This window comes from Vibrio sp. T9 (genome assembly GCF_003123985.1).
In the GTDB taxonomy this organism is placed as follows: Bacteria; Pseudomonadota; Gammaproteobacteria; order Enterobacterales; family Vibrionaceae; genus Vibrio; species Vibrio diabolicus.
Genome location: NZ_NIGY01000011.1, coordinates 49,845 through 64,036 on the forward strand (window position 1 = coordinate 49,845; position 14,192 = coordinate 64,036).

Genomic DNA, 14,192 nt, shown 5'->3' on the forward strand with positions numbered 1-14,192 from the left:
AGCAATCAAAAGCGATATAAATTACAACAATTTGGATCGCAACCTTAACAGTTAAATCTTGAAAATAGTACCACGATAGTACTTAAGTTCTGCAATCGACTCGCGAATGTCGTCCAAGGCCAAATGTGTTCCCTGTTTTGTGAACCCATTTAATACTTCAGGTTGCCAACGACGCGCCAATTCTTTAAGAGTGCTGACGTCAACATATCGGTAATGAAAGAACTCTTCTAACTCCGGCATGTGTTTGTACAAGAAGCGACGATCCTGCCCAATGCTGTTACCACATATTGGCGACGCCCCTTTCGGCACCCATTTTTCTAAGAATTCAATGGTTTGTGCGACCGCATCTTGTTCTGAGATTTTACTGTTGCGAACGCGTTCCACCAAGCCGCTTGCCGTATGCGTATTGGTGCACCAATCGTCCATTTTCGCTAGCTCTTCTTCCGGCTGATGAATCGCTAATACTGGACCTTCAGCCAAAATATTTAGTTCGCTATCCGTGACAATAGAAGCAATTTCAATGATTTTGTGCGTTTCAGGATCAAGCCCTGTCATCTCTAAATCAACCCAAATTAGGTTTTGATCGCTAAAGGACATGGTTACGCCGCCTATTTGTTTATCGATAAAAGAGGTACTATACCTCAAAATACGGGAAACACGATACTCACTCAGAGCCAAGATCACGGCTCAACCATTTGAGTAAATTCACATAAAGTACAGAATTGTGGCAAAGAAGAAAAAGTTAACCAAAGGTCAAGTGCGACGCGTACGCAGCAACCAACAAAAGCGTTTAAAAAAGCAAGAAGAGTCCATCCAGTGGGATGAAAACATGCTAGGCGCAAGCAAACAAGGTCTCGTGATCACTCGTTTTGGCCAGCATGCGGATATTGAAGACCTTGAAACAGGCGAGATTCAACGCTGTAACCTTCGCCGTGGTATCGAATCTTTAGTATCTGGCGATCGAGTTTTATGGCGCGAAGGCTTGGAGTCTATGGCTGGCATTTCTGGCGTTGTTGAAGCGGTAGAACCTCGTTCTTCAGTGCTCACTCGGCCAGATTACTACGATGGCCTAAAGCCCGTAGCTGCCAATATTGATCAAATGGTCATTGTCTCCTCGGTACTGCCCGAGCTATCACTGAATATTATTGACCGTTACCTCGTAGCATCAGAAACACTGAATATCGCACCATTGCTGATCTTAAACAAAGTCGATCTTCTAGAAGCCGATGATCGTGCAATGTATGAAGAATGGCTCAAAGAATATGAACGCATTGGCTATAAAGTGCTTCTGGTCAGCAAGAAATCTGGAGAAGGCATTGCTGAATTAGAAACTCTGCTGCGTGACCGAATTAATATCTTTGTTGGTCAATCAGGCGTAGGGAAATCTAGCTTAGTCAATGCGTTAATGCCAGAACTAGAGAGCGAAGTGGAAGAAGGCGAAGTTTCCGAGAACTCAGGTTTAGGCCAACACACCACGACAGCAGCGCGCTTGTATCATATTCCGACGGGTGGCGACTTGATCGACTCTCCTGGAGTGCGTGAATTTGGGCTTTGGCATTTGGAAGCAGAAGAAGTAACGAAAGCATTCGTTGAATTCCGACCATACTTAGGCGGTTGTAAGTTCAGAGATTGTAAGCACAATGACGACCCTGGCTGCCTTCTACGTGAAGCTGTTGAGAAAGGGGAAATCAACGAAACTCGCTTTGAAAACTACCATCGCATTTTGGAAAGCATGGTTGAAAACAAAGCAAACCGTCAGTACTCACGCAATAAGAAAGCCGATCTGTAATTAAGTTAAGACTGTAACTGTGTAAAAAGTCTTCACCTAATACTGACAAGCAAATTAAATTTCAGTAACATCACGCGCCCTAAAGCGCGAATCTAACAGAAGTATCGGAATTAAAGATGGACAAGTTTAAAGTTGGACTGCAGTACTGGATCCCACAACACGGCCTCACTCGCCTAATGGGTAAACTGGCTTCAGCAAAAGCTGGCGGTCTAACAACAGCAGTTATTCGTTGGTTTATCAAACAATACAATGTGAACATGGATGAGGCGAAGCACTCAGATCCTAAGCATTTTAAAACGTTCAACGAGTTTTTCGTTCGTGAGCTAAAAGAGGGCGCACGCCCAATTTCTGAAGGCGAAAACGTCATCACTCACCCAGCCGACGCTTGTGTTAGCCAATTTGGCCCTATTGAAGATGGTCAACTTATCCAAGCAAAAGGTCATCACTTCTCAGCGCAAGAACTGCTGGGCGGTGACGCGAATTTAGCAAACGAATTTAAAGATGGATCTTTTGCTACGCTGTACCTGTCTCCGCGCGATTACCATCGTGTACACATGCCGTGTGACGGCACACTGCGCCAAATGATTTACGTGCCTGGTGACCTGTTCTCGGTAAACCCACTTACGGCAGAAAACGTTCCAAATCTATTCGCACGTAACGAGCGTGTGGTGTGTATCTTTGACACTGAGTTTGGTCCAATGGCGCAAGTGCTTGTTGGTGCGACAATTGTTGGCAGCATTGAGCAAGTGTGGGCTGGCACGATCACTCCGCCTCGTGGCAATACTGTCTACAAATGGGATTACCCAGCTGAGGGTGACAAGGCCGTGATCTTGAAAAAAGGTGAAGAGATGGGCCGCTTCAAACTGGGTTCTACTGTTATTAACCTGTTTGCCAAAGACGCGATTGAGTTTGACGCAAGCATGGAAAACGGTAAGCCAACCGTAATGGGCACACCTTACGCCTTGAAAAAATAAGCAAAATCCCGTTAAAAGAGCCCTTTCTCCAGGGCTCTTTTTATTGATAAAAAGCAAAATCCCGTTCAAAATTTAGCCTCTATTTCTCAAACTCATACCTGCCTCTAAGACCTTCATTCCACAATCAATTATCCTGCACTTAGGATGAATATTTAGAGGGGCAGCCAATGCCAAAGATGAGTGTAAACACGCTGGCGAAATTGCTGGTGTGCTTTTTAATTCCGCTCGGTGTTTTGATGATGCCGATTGATGCTATTCCTATTGATGATCTCACTTTAATTCAGCATCGCCTGTTGGCTATTTTTCTTCTTGCTGCCCTACTTTGGGTTCTTGAGCCGGTACCCGTTTTTGCTACGTCCATTCTTATTATCGCTCTTGAACTGATCATGATATCGGATAAAGGTTTGCATCTATTTCGCAATCCACCAGCGGGGCATGATTTGGGAGAGTTAATTGCTTACACCGATATTTTCTCTGCCTTCTCTTCACCGATCATTATTCTTTTTATGGGTGGGTTTGCCCTCGCCATCGCGGCTTCCAAATACGAACTCGACAACAATCTCGCCCGAGTACTACTAAAACCATTCGGCACACAACCTAAGTTCATCATGCTGGGTTTGATGCTCATTACCGCCGTTTTTTCAATGTTCATGTCCAACACTGCCACGACGGTCATGATGTTGGCGCTGCTCGGTCCAATCGTCGCTTCTGCACCTAAAGGGGATCTAGGGATTAAAGCGCTGGTGCTGTGCATTCCAATTGCCGCGAATACTGGCGGCATTGCAACTCCGATAGGCACGCCACCTAACGCAATAGCGCTCCAATACCTCACCGGAGAAAACGCCATAGACTTCCTATCTTGGATGACAATGGGCCTACCATTTGTGCTGATACAACTCACTGTTGCTTGGTTTTTGTTGCAGAAGCTGTTTCCGTCCAGCGAACCAGAAATGAAACTAAAGCTGGATGGTACATTCAAAAAGAGCTGGCGCGCGATCGTCGTCTACATCACTTTTGCACTAACCATTGTGCTTTGGATGACGACAAAAGTGCACGGCATGAACACGTATGTTGTTGCGATTATCCCGCTGGCGGTGTTCACGTTAACGGGCATTATGGGAAAAGAAGAACTCAAGCTGATTAACTGGGACGTGCTATGGCTGGTTGCCGGTGGTATCGCAATTGGTATTGCCTTAGACAAAACGGGTCTAGCCGAAGCATTGGCACACGCCATTGATTACAGCTTACTATCACCATTTGCCGTTGTCTTTGCCCTATCGGTCGTATGTTGGTTAATGGCGAACTTTATGTCTAATACCGCAACGGCAAACTTATTAATGCCTATTGCTGCCGCTATTGGTACATCCATGCCAAGCCTTATTGCGGTTGGTGGCCTACAAGGTTTACTGGTTGTCGTCGCATTCTCCGCATCACTTGGCATGATCTTACCGGTTTCCACGCCACCAAACTCTTTGGCTTATTCAACAGGCCTAATCGAGAGCAAAGACATGGCGAAAGTGGGGCTGATTCTTGGTTTGATTGGTCTATTTATCGTGTATGGCGCAGTTCTGGTGCTGTTTTAATCGATAAGCTCCGTGACAGAGCTTGCTGTCATGGAGCTGTTCGCCAACTATTGCCCTCACAGAGCAGCTTTTACATTCATTAAATTTCGTGCATATTAAGACTCCTCAAATCTACAAGGACGTCGACACATCATGGGTTACGAATGGCTTGCTTTATGTGCCGCTTTTTTGTGGGCAGTTTCTAGCCTTATTTCTGTCATTCCTGCACAACACCTAGGCGCATTTTCTTACAGCCGCTGGCGCATGGGCTGTACGGCCGTGATCTTATCAACAATGGCCTGGATAACTGGCGGCTGGTTAACGGTTTCTTGGGAACATGTAACGCCAATGATGGCGTCGGGTCTGATTGGAATTTTCATCGGTGATACCGCTCTGTTTGCGTGCTTGAATCGTATGGGACCAAGACAAGCCGGACTACTGTTTTCCTGCCATGCGGTATTCTCTGCCATTTTGGGCTACTTCTTATTTAGCGAAGTCATGACCACAATAGAACTACTGGGCGCATCATTGGTATTTAGCGGCGTGGTGATGGCGATATTCTTTGGTCGAAGAGGCCAAGTGAATAACGTCTTGGAAGACATTAAAGGTAACATCTGGGTGGGCATTGGACTTGGCTTAACCGCAGCAATGTGCCAAGCATCGGGCGGCATCATCGCCAAGCCAGTAATGCAAACCAGCATTGACCCCGTTGCGGCTTCTGCTATTCGAATGATCAGTGCATTTTTCGCCCACAGCATGTTGTTAGTTCTGGGGGTCAAAATCGCTCGCTCGACACAACACATTACTTGGCGAATATTTGGTATTACTGCGCTTAACGGTTTCTTGGCGATGGCCGTCGGCATGACGCTGATCTTATACGCACTGCAAGAAGGAAATGTAGGTATGGTTGCACTGCTATCTTCAACCACGCCAATTATGTTGCTACCGCTACTCTGGATTTACACTAAACGCCGACCAAATCGATTTGCATGGTTGGGCGCAGCCCTAGCTGTGATTGGTGCTGGCATTTTGGTTCAATAACCTTACAGACCAGCCCTTGTTGCCAGATACAAAAAAGCCCGAGTTTAAACTCGGGCTTTTGTCATTCTGAGTTGTCAGTTAATTATTTAACTAGCACTTCACCCGTCATTTCTGCTGGGATTTCTAGACCCGCTAGAGAAAGCATGGTTGGTGCAAGGTCAGACAGTTTGCCGCCTTCTTTGAACTCAACCGCTTTATCACCTACGTAAATAAGAGGAACCGGTAGGTTAGTGTGCGCTGTGTGAGTACCACCCGTTTCTGGGTCAACCATCATTTCTGCGTTACCGTGGTCCGCAGTGATCAGTAGCTGACCGCCAACTTCTTTGATTGCTTCAACTACTTTGCCAACACTTTCATCTAGCGCTTCGATTGCTTTCTCAGCTGCTTCGTAAACGCCAGTGTGACCAACCATATCTGCGTTCGGGTAGTTACAGATGATAGTGTCGAACTTACCAGACTTGATCGCCGCAACCAGTTTCTCTGTAAGCTCAGGGGAGCTCATTTCTGGCTGAAGGTCGTAAGTGGCTACTTTTGGAGAAGCAACAAGCTGGCGCTCTTCGCCTTCAAATTCGTTTTCAACACCGCCGTTGAAGAAGAAAGTCACGTGTGCGTATTTCTCTGTTTCAGAGATACGTAGCTGAGTTTGACCTTGCTTAGACAGCCACTCACCGTACGTGTTTTCTAGAGACGCTGGTGGGAATGCGATTGCTAGAGGGATATCTGCCGCGTATTGAGTCAACATAACGAAGTTAACTGCCGGGAATACCGCACGCTCAAAACCATCAAAGTCAGGCACGAATGCGCGAGTGATTTGACGAGCACGGTCAGCACGGTAGTTCATGAAGATAACCGCATCACCGTCTTGCATGATTGCGTCTTCTTCTCCTTCCGCTTTAATTGCTGTCGCTTTCACGAACTCATCGTTCTCTTCACGAGCGTAAGCGGCTTCTAGACCAGCAACGGCGGTTTCTGCTGTAAACTCAGCTTTCGCTTGAGTCAGAAGATCGTAAGCCACTTGAACGCGATCCCAGTTGTTGTCACGGTCCATAGCGTAGTAGCGACCTACTAGAGAAGCAACACGACCTTTACCTAGTTTCGCGAATAGATCTTGGAAACGTTGTAGCGAGTTTTCTGCACTACGTGGTGGCGTGTCACGACCGTCTAGGAAACAGTGTAGGTAGATTTTCTCAGCGCCACGAGCCGCTGCCATTTCAACCGCTGCGTAGATATGGTCTTCATGAGAGTGTACGCCACCTGGAGACATCAGACCCATGATGTGTACCACTTTCTCTGCTTTAACAGCAGCATCAACTGCTTCAACAAGCGCTGGTGTTTCAGCAAACTCACCGTCAGCGATCGATTTAGTGATACGAGTTAGATCTTGGTATACAACGCGACCTGCGCCAATGTTAGTGTGACCAACTTCTGAGTTACCCATTTGACCATCAGGAAGGCCAACATCCATGCCTGAAGCAGAGATTAGAGTGTGTGGGTTATTCGCAATCAGAGCATCCATTACTGGTGTTTTCGCATTCGCAATTGCGTTACTTGCTGTGTCTTCACGGTAACCGTAACCGTCAAGGATAACTAGAGCCAGTGGCTTCTTAGCTGACATAGTGATGACCTCATCAAATTTAAGTAACTTTTGGCGTAGGGCCTCGCTGCCCTATCTAACCTTGAAACAAAACTAGCGTAATTTTACTACACTTTTTAACCAAAACTGTAGGTTAAGATCAAATAATGTTTGCGATTTATTGTTGCTATCTTACAAGTTAAGCGAACAACGAGTCAGTGCCGACAAACGTGTTCCACAAGCATAGTCATTCCTAATACGCTTTGTACACCCCAGTCTAGGTTCGGTTTTCTTACGCTTCTGATTCTTGTTTTTGCACCCGAAACAGCGCTTATTTAAAGCATTATCGAACAAGATTGGTTAGTACCTATTGTTCGCTTTTTTCGGTAAAACAAAAGTCACTTAAGTCGATAAATCCAATAGGCAAAAACAATCAAGCTACCATAGTCCAATGCACGGATGGCAATAACATAAAGGGTTTATAGAGATCTCAATTATTCGTTAGAAAATTTTAACCCTCTCGCCTAAGAAGCTTAACCCCGCTATACTCCTGCTTTATTTTTCCGCCAACAGCGTAAGAGCTCAAGACATGCAAGAGTACATTGAATTTTTCCAACAGAACATGATTCTATCTTTGGTTTGGGTAGGTCTTCTTGTCGCCTTTATCATGAACATCGTGAAGTCAGCGACAGCCGCATACAAAGAAATCAACGTAAACCAACTGACTCATCTTATGAACCGTGAAAACGGCGTTGTAGTGGATATCCGCACAAAGGACGAGTTCAAAAAAGGTCATATCACCGACTCACTTCACATTTTACCGTCAGATATCAAAGCGGGTAACTTTGGTAGCCTTGAAAACCACAAATCAGACCCAATCATTGTGGTATGCAAGACAGGGCAAAACGCTCAAGAAAGCGCGAACCTATTAGTAAAAGCAGGCTTTGAAAAAGTAAGCCTACTGAAGAACGGCTTGATTGCATGGAACGAAGCGAACCTGCCTTTAGTACGTGGTAAAAAGTAATACCCGGCAGCTTCGATAACGTGGCAGAGGCAAAAGACAAGGTACGCACCAAGCGTGTTTTTGCCAAGCTTCGTGGATAATAAACTGAGCAAATTGAAAGCAGTTGAAGCATTAAGTTGTGACGCTTTGCACGTAATACACGCTTCATCTAGTCAAGGTAGATTGGCTCAGTTAGTCTCGGGACATACCAGTTTTCTGAGTTTAGACGTTTCTAGGCTCTACAAATATTTATTTAAGGATTAAAAAATGGCTGAAGCAGCACCTCAAGAAGCACAACAAAACTTCGCAATTCAACGCATCTTCCTAAAAGACGTTTCTTTCGAAGCGCCAAACTCTCCAGTAATCTTCCAAAAAGAATGGAACCCAGACGTTAAACTAGACCTAGACACTCAAAGCCGTGAGCTTGGTGAAGGCGTTTACGAAGTGGTTCTACGTCTAACCGTTACTGTGAAGAACGAAGAAGAGACAGCGTTCCTATGTGAAGTTCAACAAGGTGGTATCTTCACTGCTGAGCAAATGGAAGCAGGCCAACTAGCACATTGCCTAGGCGCATTCTGCCCGAACATCCTATTCCCATACGCTCGTGAAACTATCTCAAGCCTAGTGGTTAAAGGTACGTTCCCTCAACTGAACCTAGCGCCAGTAAACTTCGACGCGCTATTCATGAACTACCTACAACAGCAAGCTCAACAAGGCGAAGCTGAAGCGTAATTCACGTTTTGTAAGTGACGAATAGCCTGAGTGCTAACGTCACCGACTCTAATAAAATGCACAGAGCGTCTACCATCCGATGCAATGTGCATTTTTTATTTCTGACAAAAGTTCCTAGTTCCTAATCGCCAGAAGGCGTAAAATTTGACGATTAGGAACTAGATTCTACTAGTAGAAAGACAATTAGGCGGTAGCATGACACAAGCAAATACAAACAATGCTTACGGTAAAGACATCGCAATGACGGTGATTGGCGCAGGTTCATACGGTACCTCTCTGGCGATCTCACTCGCTCGTAACGGCGCGAACGTAGTCCTTTGGGGACACGAGCCTGAGCACATGGCACGTTTAGAAGCGGATCGCGCGAACCACGCCTTCTTACCTGGTGTTGATTTCCCTGAAAGCTTGATCATTGAATCGGATTTAGAAAAAGCCGTACAAGCAAGCCGAGATTTATTGGTTGTGGTTCCAAGCCATGTTTTTGGCATCGTACTGAACAGCTGTAAGCCTTTCTTACGTGAAGACTCTCGTATCTGCTGGGCAACCAAAGGTCTTGAGCCAGAAACGGGTCGTCTGCTGAAAGACGTCGCTTATGACATTATCGGTGAAAACTACTCACTGGCTGTATTGTCTGGCCCAACGTTCGCCAAAGAGCTCGCGATGGGCATGCCTACTGCAATTTCAGTTGCGTCTCCAGATGCTGAATTTGTCGCTGACCTACAAGAAAAAATCCACTGCAGCAAAACCTTCCGCGTGTACGCCAATAGTGACTTTATCGGCATGCAATTGGGCGGCGCGGTGAAAAACGTTATCGCAATTGGTGCGGGTATGTCTGACGGCATCGGTTTTGGAGCCAACGCGCGTACTGCATTGATTACTCGTGGTTTGGCAGAAATGAGCCGTCTTGGTGCTGCGCTTGGTGCAAAACCAGAAACCTTCATGGGTATGGCTGGTTTGGGCGACCTTGTCCTAACGTGTACCGACAACCAATCACGCAACCGCCGCTTTGGTTTAGCGCTAGGTCAAGGTAAAGACGTCGACACGGCACAAGAAGAAATTGGCCAAGTCGTAGAAGGCTACCGCAACACGAAAGAAGTATGGATGCTCTCTCAACGCATGGGTGTTGAGATGCCAATTGTTGATCAAATTTATCAAGTATTGTATCAAGGGAAGGATGCACGCCTGGCAGCGCAAGATTTACTTGCTCGTGACAAAAAAGCCGAAGGAAAGTAGCACTCTACGCCCCTTCGCACCTCATCTGAGAAGAATAGAAGTTGTCGGGTCACGGAAGAACCACTCAGGATATTGAGAATGAAACACTGCGAAAAACAAAAAGTCTGGAACAGAATTGTCTCAGAAGCCCGCGAAATGTCAGAGCAAGAGCCAATGCTGGCCAGCTTTTACCATGCCACCATCATCAAGCATGAAAGTTTCTGTGCCGCGCTCAGCTACATTTTGGCAAACAAGTTAAACACGGCATCGATGCCAGCAATGGCAGTACGTGAAGTGGTAGAAGAAGCGTTCTCTGCCGACCCAACCATTACCGATTGTGCCGCTTGTGACATTTGTGCCACAGTTAATCGCGACCCTGCAGTTTCGATGTACTCTATGCCGCTGCTGTACTTAAAGGGCTACCACGCTCTGCAAGGCTACCGCGTGGCAAACTGGCTATGGAAGCAAGGGCGCCATGCACTGGCAACCTACCTGCAAAACCAAATTTCGGTTGCGTGTCAGGTAGACATTCACCCGGCAGCACGCATTGGTAGCGGCATAATGCTCGACCACGCAACGGGTATTGTCATCGGTGAAACTGCAGTTATCGATAATGACGTCTCAATTCTACAAGACGTTACCTTAGGCGGTACGGGTAAAGAGTGCGGCGATCGTCACCCGAAAATCCGTGAAGGTGTGATGATTGGTGCAGGTGCAAAAATTCTTGGCAATATCGAAGTGGGCGAAGGCGCGAAAATCGGCTCTTGCTCTGTGGTATTGCAAGCAGTACCACCACACACAACCGTGGCGGGGGTTCCTGCGAAAATCGTCGGTCGTCCAAAAACGGACAAACCTTCTCTCGATATGGATCAAGGCTTTAATGGTAAATCACAAAGCTTTATCCATGGAGATGGTATTTAATCGTCAACAAACCTTTGACAACAACGTGGTAGGTAAATCTCAAGTGCGAAAACAAAATCACCCTGTTCTACGCTCGGCTATTTTATTAACTTGTGCTTTATCTGCCACATATCCCCTCACCTCTTCTGCCGCTAGTCAACAAGAGCTCAAAGGCGTATCAAGTGAGATAAGCCGTCAACGCAAATCTCTCTCTTCCCAAGAAAAGCAACTCAATGAGCTACAAAAATCGCTCAAGGAGCAAGAACTTGGCATTTCTAAACTTGAGCGCGAAATAAGACAAACCAAATCTGAGCTGGCACAAGCAGACAAAAACATAGACAAGCTAGAAGAGAAAATTGCCTTGCAAGAAGCGCAGCGCCAAGAGCAAGAGGAAGAGCTCAAACAGTTGCTGCAAACGTATTACGTGACCGAACGAGCGAAAGCCAATGGGCACTTGTTGAACCAAGGTGTGGAAGAAGACCGCATGAGTCAATACTTCCAGCACTTAGCCAAAGCGCGTGCTGAGGTGATTGATGCAATCACCAAAACCACTCAAGAATTGGCACACAACAAAAACCAGCTTGAGCTAGAAAAAGAGCAAATCGAGACGTTACTCAAACAGCAATCTGAGAAACGTACGGCGCTGGCAAGTACACAATCCAAACGTAAGCAAACCCTGACTAAAATTCAGAGCAGTATCAAGAACGATAAACGCTACCTTGCTGAACTGCAGCGCAACGAAACACGCCTAAAAGCCGAGATCGCCAAAGCGGCTAAGCGTAATGCCGTGCCAATGGACGGACTGGGCAAACAGCGCGGTAAACTGCCATGGCCACTCAAAGGTCGTGTATTACACAACTTCGGTACTCGCCAAACCGGGCAAGTAAACTGGAAGGGAATGGTGCTTGCGGCCAATTATGGTCAACAAGTGAAAGCCGTTTACCCGGGCACTGTCGTATTTGCGGAGTATTTACGCGGTTATGGCTTAGTGGTGTTGCTTGACCACGGCAAAGGTGACATGACGCTCTACGGCTACAACCAAGCGTTGACGAAAAAAGAAGGCGATCGCGTGACCGCTGGCGAAGTGATCGCTCTTGCGGGTGATACTGGCGGGCAAGATCGCGCATCACTCTACTTCGAAATTCGCCGCAACAGTGAAGCGCAAAACCCGAAATCTTGGTTGAAGCGCTGATTATCTGACTCATCGACTTATAATAAAAAAGGAGCCACTCGGCTCCTTTTTTGTATTCATATTTTGGCAAATGCTATGCGTAGTACGTTTCTACCGCATCAATAAAAGCACTTACATCATCTTTGCTTAATGTGTTGATGCCTGCCGCCGCTTCTCGGCCGCCACCAGTTGGAAACTGTCCACACACGGCAACGGCGCCTTGTTTGTTGTTCAACGGGGCACGTAGAGAGACCGTGTAAGTGCCATCTGCATTTTCGGTGAGTACTGCATGAGCAGAATCTGGGTTTTGATTTGCCAGCCAGTTGCCATACACACCGCTGATTCGACGTGATGCGGCCGTGTTTGGTAGCTCGAACAGCTTTAGCTTACCGCTCTCATGCGTGGCAGGCACTGCCAGAGCGGCATCCATATCTTGTTGGTAAGCAGACTGCAGTTGGTAGTAAGGCGAAGTTTTATCTTCAATTACATTAAATGGCGACGTGTACTTCAGCAAGGCTTGGTACAAATCCGCAGGATGGAAATGTAAGTCATCCACTTTCGAACCGTAACCGTTGTAATTAATCAAAGTGCCAAGCTCTTTAAGCTGCGCTTTCTGATCGTGTGACAATCCGACCTTGTCAGCCAATTCATCTGCTTTCGCGATCATGTTATCGCCATAAGCCGCCGTAATCGCCCATGTGTGAAAACGTCCATTTAGCAATTGATCGACAATCAACGCCGTACACATGTTGGCATCGAGATCGATGTGCGCATCCAAGTTGCCATGCTGAGGAATATCACCCGCCTTATGGTGATCGGCGTAAAACACGTGCGCGCCTTGAGCCAATGCTTGCTCTAGGCCTACCATGTTCTTTTCCATCGAAATGTCTAACACCGTTAGCTCATCACCCGCTTGCACGTCTACTTTTTCCACCAGCTTGATGTCGCGCTTTACACCAGTAATTAACTGAGCCTCGATAGGATCAGCCAAGCGTAATTGTAGAAGCGCAATGATGCCATCAGCATCGCCATTAAAAATGTCGTAATTCATGGAGCGATAGTTCCTTTATCGAGAGTCATATCCCAGAGAGGGCTGAACGGTATGAGGACTATTGTGCGTGGCATATTTGACAAGTCAACTCGAGCCACGACTCGAAAATGAGAGTGACTCTCGAAATATTAAGCAGTTTGACGTTTAACTGTGTAGATTGCTGACTGCATCTTCCAGTAACAGTAGCTGCTCTAACCCCTGCTCAGTTGCTAATGGCTTAACGACATTAAGCATCTGCAACATCCCTTGCTTCACCATTTGCTCAGTGATGCTGGTTTTCGAAGCCATTGCAGATTGATACGCCAACCAGCTACACGCAATCAAATGCAACGTACACACCAGTGACTTCAACTGCTGTTGATCAACATTAAGCAGCTTCAGCGATACAAACTCTTGCATGATCGCAATGAGGTTCGCTTGCAGCTTTTCTTGCACATCGATGTACTGCTCATGTAACTGCTCATCTCGTGACAAGATCTCAGGTAGATTCGCGTAGAAAAAGCGGTATTTCCACATTAGCGTAAAGATGGAATCTAGGTAGCTCTTCAGCATAGTCAGGCTTTCTTGTGAGCCTTGAATAGGGGTAAATCTTTCTAAAAGTTCTGCTGAATAAAGCGCAAAGATCTCACGAACGATTTCTTGCTTATTACGGAAGTGGTAATACAGATTACCTGGGCTAATTTCGATGTGATCGGCAATGTGATTGGTGGTGATGTTGCGTTCACCATGTTGGTTGAACAACTCCAGTGCCGCGTAGACGATTTTGTCGCGCGTTTTCATTGTTATCGTGTTCCCTCTTCATTAACGAATCGAGTATAGCGACTTCACCAACCTAGGTCGATAGAGGCTCCAAATACGGTAACATAACAGACCAGTTAGAATACCCGTTGAGTTGGCGACAAGGTCTAACCAAGAGGTTTGTCTTCCGACATACCCTTGTAGCAATTCGATGGCAGCACTAAATAATAAGATACCAATCGCCACCGCCCAACGCTGACGCCAACGCCACACGCAAAAGCAACCTAAAAACGCAAATCCGCTGTACGCCATGGCGTGCTGCATTTTATCAAGATACGCAATGTTGCCCCAATCTTGCAACTCTCCCGAGCTCAACGATAAGTAAGCGATCAGTATTGCGTAGCTGAGAATGACCAAACGTGCAGCAGCCAAGTTCATTGAATATC

Annotated in this window: 14 protein-coding genes; 9 read left to right on the top strand and 5 right to left on the bottom strand. The window is 46.4% G+C overall.

Annotated elements, in window-relative coordinates:
* Positions 1–51: 51 nt before the first annotated feature.
* On the bottom strand, positions 52–597 hold the full coding sequence (orn, locus tag CBX98_RS20730) for an oligoribonuclease (RefSeq protein ID WP_005395387.1): 546 nt from the start codon (positions 595–597) through the stop codon (positions 52–54).
* 127 nt (positions 598–724) lie between these two features.
* Here orn and rsgA point away from each other — a divergent pair, with 127 nt between their 5' ends.
* The 4 genes from rsgA (at position 725) to CBX98_RS20750 (ending at position 5,366) form a co-directional block, all read left to right on the top strand.
* A complete protein-coding gene (gene rsgA / locus CBX98_RS20735) occupies positions 725–1,789 on the top strand; it encodes a small ribosomal subunit biogenesis GTPase RsgA (protein WP_109170177.1) in 1,065 nt (354 codons plus the stop codon).
* Positions 1,790–1,905: 116 nt separating this feature from the next.
* The gene (gene asd / locus CBX98_RS20740; protein WP_005395389.1) at positions 1,906–2,763 is read left to right on the top strand and encodes an archaetidylserine decarboxylase; all 858 of its coding nucleotides are present in this window, start codon (positions 1,906–1,908) and stop codon (positions 2,761–2,763) included.
* Positions 2,764–2,930: 167 nt separating this feature from the next.
* Complete coding sequence (locus CBX98_RS20745) at positions 2,931–4,346, top strand: SLC13 family permease (RefSeq protein ID WP_012841332.1); 1,416 nt, start codon at positions 2,931–2,933, stop codon at positions 4,344–4,346.
* 132 nt (positions 4,347–4,478) lie between these two features.
* Positions 4,479–5,366 carry a DMT family transporter gene (locus CBX98_RS20750; protein ID WP_109170178.1) on the top strand — a complete coding sequence of 296 codons (888 nt, stop codon included), beginning with the start codon at positions 4,479–4,481 and terminating at the stop codon, positions 5,364–5,366.
* A gap of 82 nt (positions 5,367–5,448) precedes the next feature.
* Here CBX98_RS20750 and gpmM read toward each other — a convergent pair whose 3' ends face one another.
* Entirely contained in the window at positions 5,449–6,981 is a 1,533-nt protein-coding gene (gpmM, locus tag CBX98_RS20755) for a 2,3-bisphosphoglycerate-independent phosphoglycerate mutase (RefSeq protein ID WP_109170179.1), read from the bottom strand.
* Between the two features lie 547 nt (positions 6,982–7,528).
* On the opposite strand from gpmM, the gene CBX98_RS20760 reads away from it, so the two are divergent.
* The 5 genes from CBX98_RS20760 to CBX98_RS20780 all read left to right on the top strand — a co-directional run bounded on the left by CBX98_RS20760 (position 7,529) and on the right by CBX98_RS20780 (position 11,978).
* Positions 7,529–7,963 carry a rhodanese-like domain-containing protein gene (locus CBX98_RS20760; protein WP_005395399.1) on the top strand — a complete coding sequence of 145 codons (435 nt, stop codon included), beginning with the start codon at positions 7,529–7,531 and terminating at the stop codon, positions 7,961–7,963.
* 246 nt (positions 7,964–8,209) lie between these two features.
* A complete protein-coding gene (gene secB, locus CBX98_RS20765; protein WP_005395400.1) occupies positions 8,210–8,674 on the top strand; it encodes a protein-export chaperone SecB in 465 nt (154 codons plus the stop codon).
* Positions 8,675–8,869: 195 nt separating this feature from the next.
* Entirely contained in the window at positions 8,870–9,907 is a 1,038-nt protein-coding gene (gpsA, locus tag CBX98_RS20770; RefSeq protein ID WP_006743122.1) for an NAD(P)H-dependent glycerol-3-phosphate dehydrogenase, read from the top strand.
* 78 nt (positions 9,908–9,985) lie between these two features.
* Positions 9,986–10,807: a serine O-acetyltransferase gene (gene cysE / locus CBX98_RS20775; RefSeq protein WP_005395410.1), complete on the top strand. Its 822-nt coding sequence runs from the start codon at positions 9,986–9,988 to the stop codon at positions 10,805–10,807.
* A 25-nt stretch (positions 10,808–10,832) separates the two neighbouring features.
* Positions 10,833–11,978: a murein hydrolase activator EnvC gene (locus CBX98_RS20780; protein ID WP_172606006.1), complete on the top strand. Its 1,146-nt coding sequence runs from the start codon at positions 10,833–10,835 to the stop codon at positions 11,976–11,978.
* A 73-nt stretch (positions 11,979–12,051) separates the two neighbouring features.
* Here CBX98_RS20780 and CBX98_RS20785 read toward each other — a convergent pair whose 3' ends face one another.
* The 3 genes from CBX98_RS20785 to CBX98_RS20795 form a co-directional block, all read right to left on the bottom strand.
* Positions 12,052–13,008: an acetyltransferase gene (locus tag CBX98_RS20785; protein WP_109170180.1), complete on the bottom strand. Its 957-nt coding sequence runs from the start codon at positions 13,006–13,008 to the stop codon at positions 12,052–12,054.
* A 144-nt stretch (positions 13,009–13,152) separates the two neighbouring features.
* Positions 13,153–13,788, bottom strand: a complete 636-nt coding sequence (locus tag CBX98_RS20790) for a TetR/AcrR family transcriptional regulator (protein ID WP_005395413.1) — start codon at positions 13,786–13,788, stop codon at positions 13,153–13,155.
* Positions 13,789–13,809: 21 nt separating this feature from the next.
* Complete coding sequence (locus CBX98_RS20795) at positions 13,810–14,184, bottom strand: VanZ family protein (RefSeq protein ID WP_046874652.1); 375 nt, start codon at positions 14,182–14,184, stop codon at positions 13,810–13,812.
* Between the last annotated feature and the right edge of the window lie 8 nt (positions 14,185–14,192).

Bases quoted from the DNA above. Each gene is read 5' to 3' on its own strand.
- orn (WP_005395387.1), bottom strand. From the start codon at position 597: ATGTCCTTTAGCGATCAAAACCTAATTTGGGTTGATTTAGAGATGACA.
- asd (WP_005395389.1), top strand. From the start codon at position 1,906: ATGGACAAGTTTAAAGTTGGACTGCAGTACTGGATCCCACAACACGGC.
- CBX98_RS20745 (WP_012841332.1), top strand. From the start codon at position 2,931: ATGCCAAAGATGAGTGTAAACACGCTGGCGAAATTGCTGGTGTGCTTT.
- CBX98_RS20750 (WP_109170178.1), top strand. From the start codon at position 4,479: ATGGGTTACGAATGGCTTGCTTTATGTGCCGCTTTTTTGTGGGCAGTT.
- gpmM (WP_109170179.1), bottom strand. From the start codon at position 6,981: ATGTCAGCTAAGAAGCCACTGGCTCTAGTTATCCTTGACGGTTACGGT.
- CBX98_RS20760 (WP_005395399.1), top strand. From the start codon at position 7,529: ATGCAAGAGTACATTGAATTTTTCCAACAGAACATGATTCTATCTTTG.
- secB (WP_005395400.1), top strand. From the start codon at position 8,210: ATGGCTGAAGCAGCACCTCAAGAAGCACAACAAAACTTCGCAATTCAA.
- gpsA (WP_006743122.1), top strand. From the start codon at position 8,870: ATGACACAAGCAAATACAAACAATGCTTACGGTAAAGACATCGCAATG.
- cysE (WP_005395410.1), top strand. From the start codon at position 9,986: ATGAAACACTGCGAAAAACAAAAAGTCTGGAACAGAATTGTCTCAGAA.
- CBX98_RS20785 (WP_109170180.1), bottom strand. From the start codon at position 13,008: ATGAATTACGACATTTTTAATGGCGATGCTGATGGCATCATTGCGCTT.
- CBX98_RS20790 (WP_005395413.1), bottom strand. From the start codon at position 13,788: ATGAAAACGCGCGACAAAATCGTCTACGCGGCACTGGAGTTGTTCAAC.
- CBX98_RS20795 (WP_046874652.1), bottom strand. From the start codon at position 14,184: ATGAACTTGGCTGCTGCACGTTTGGTCATTCTCAGCTACGCAATACTG.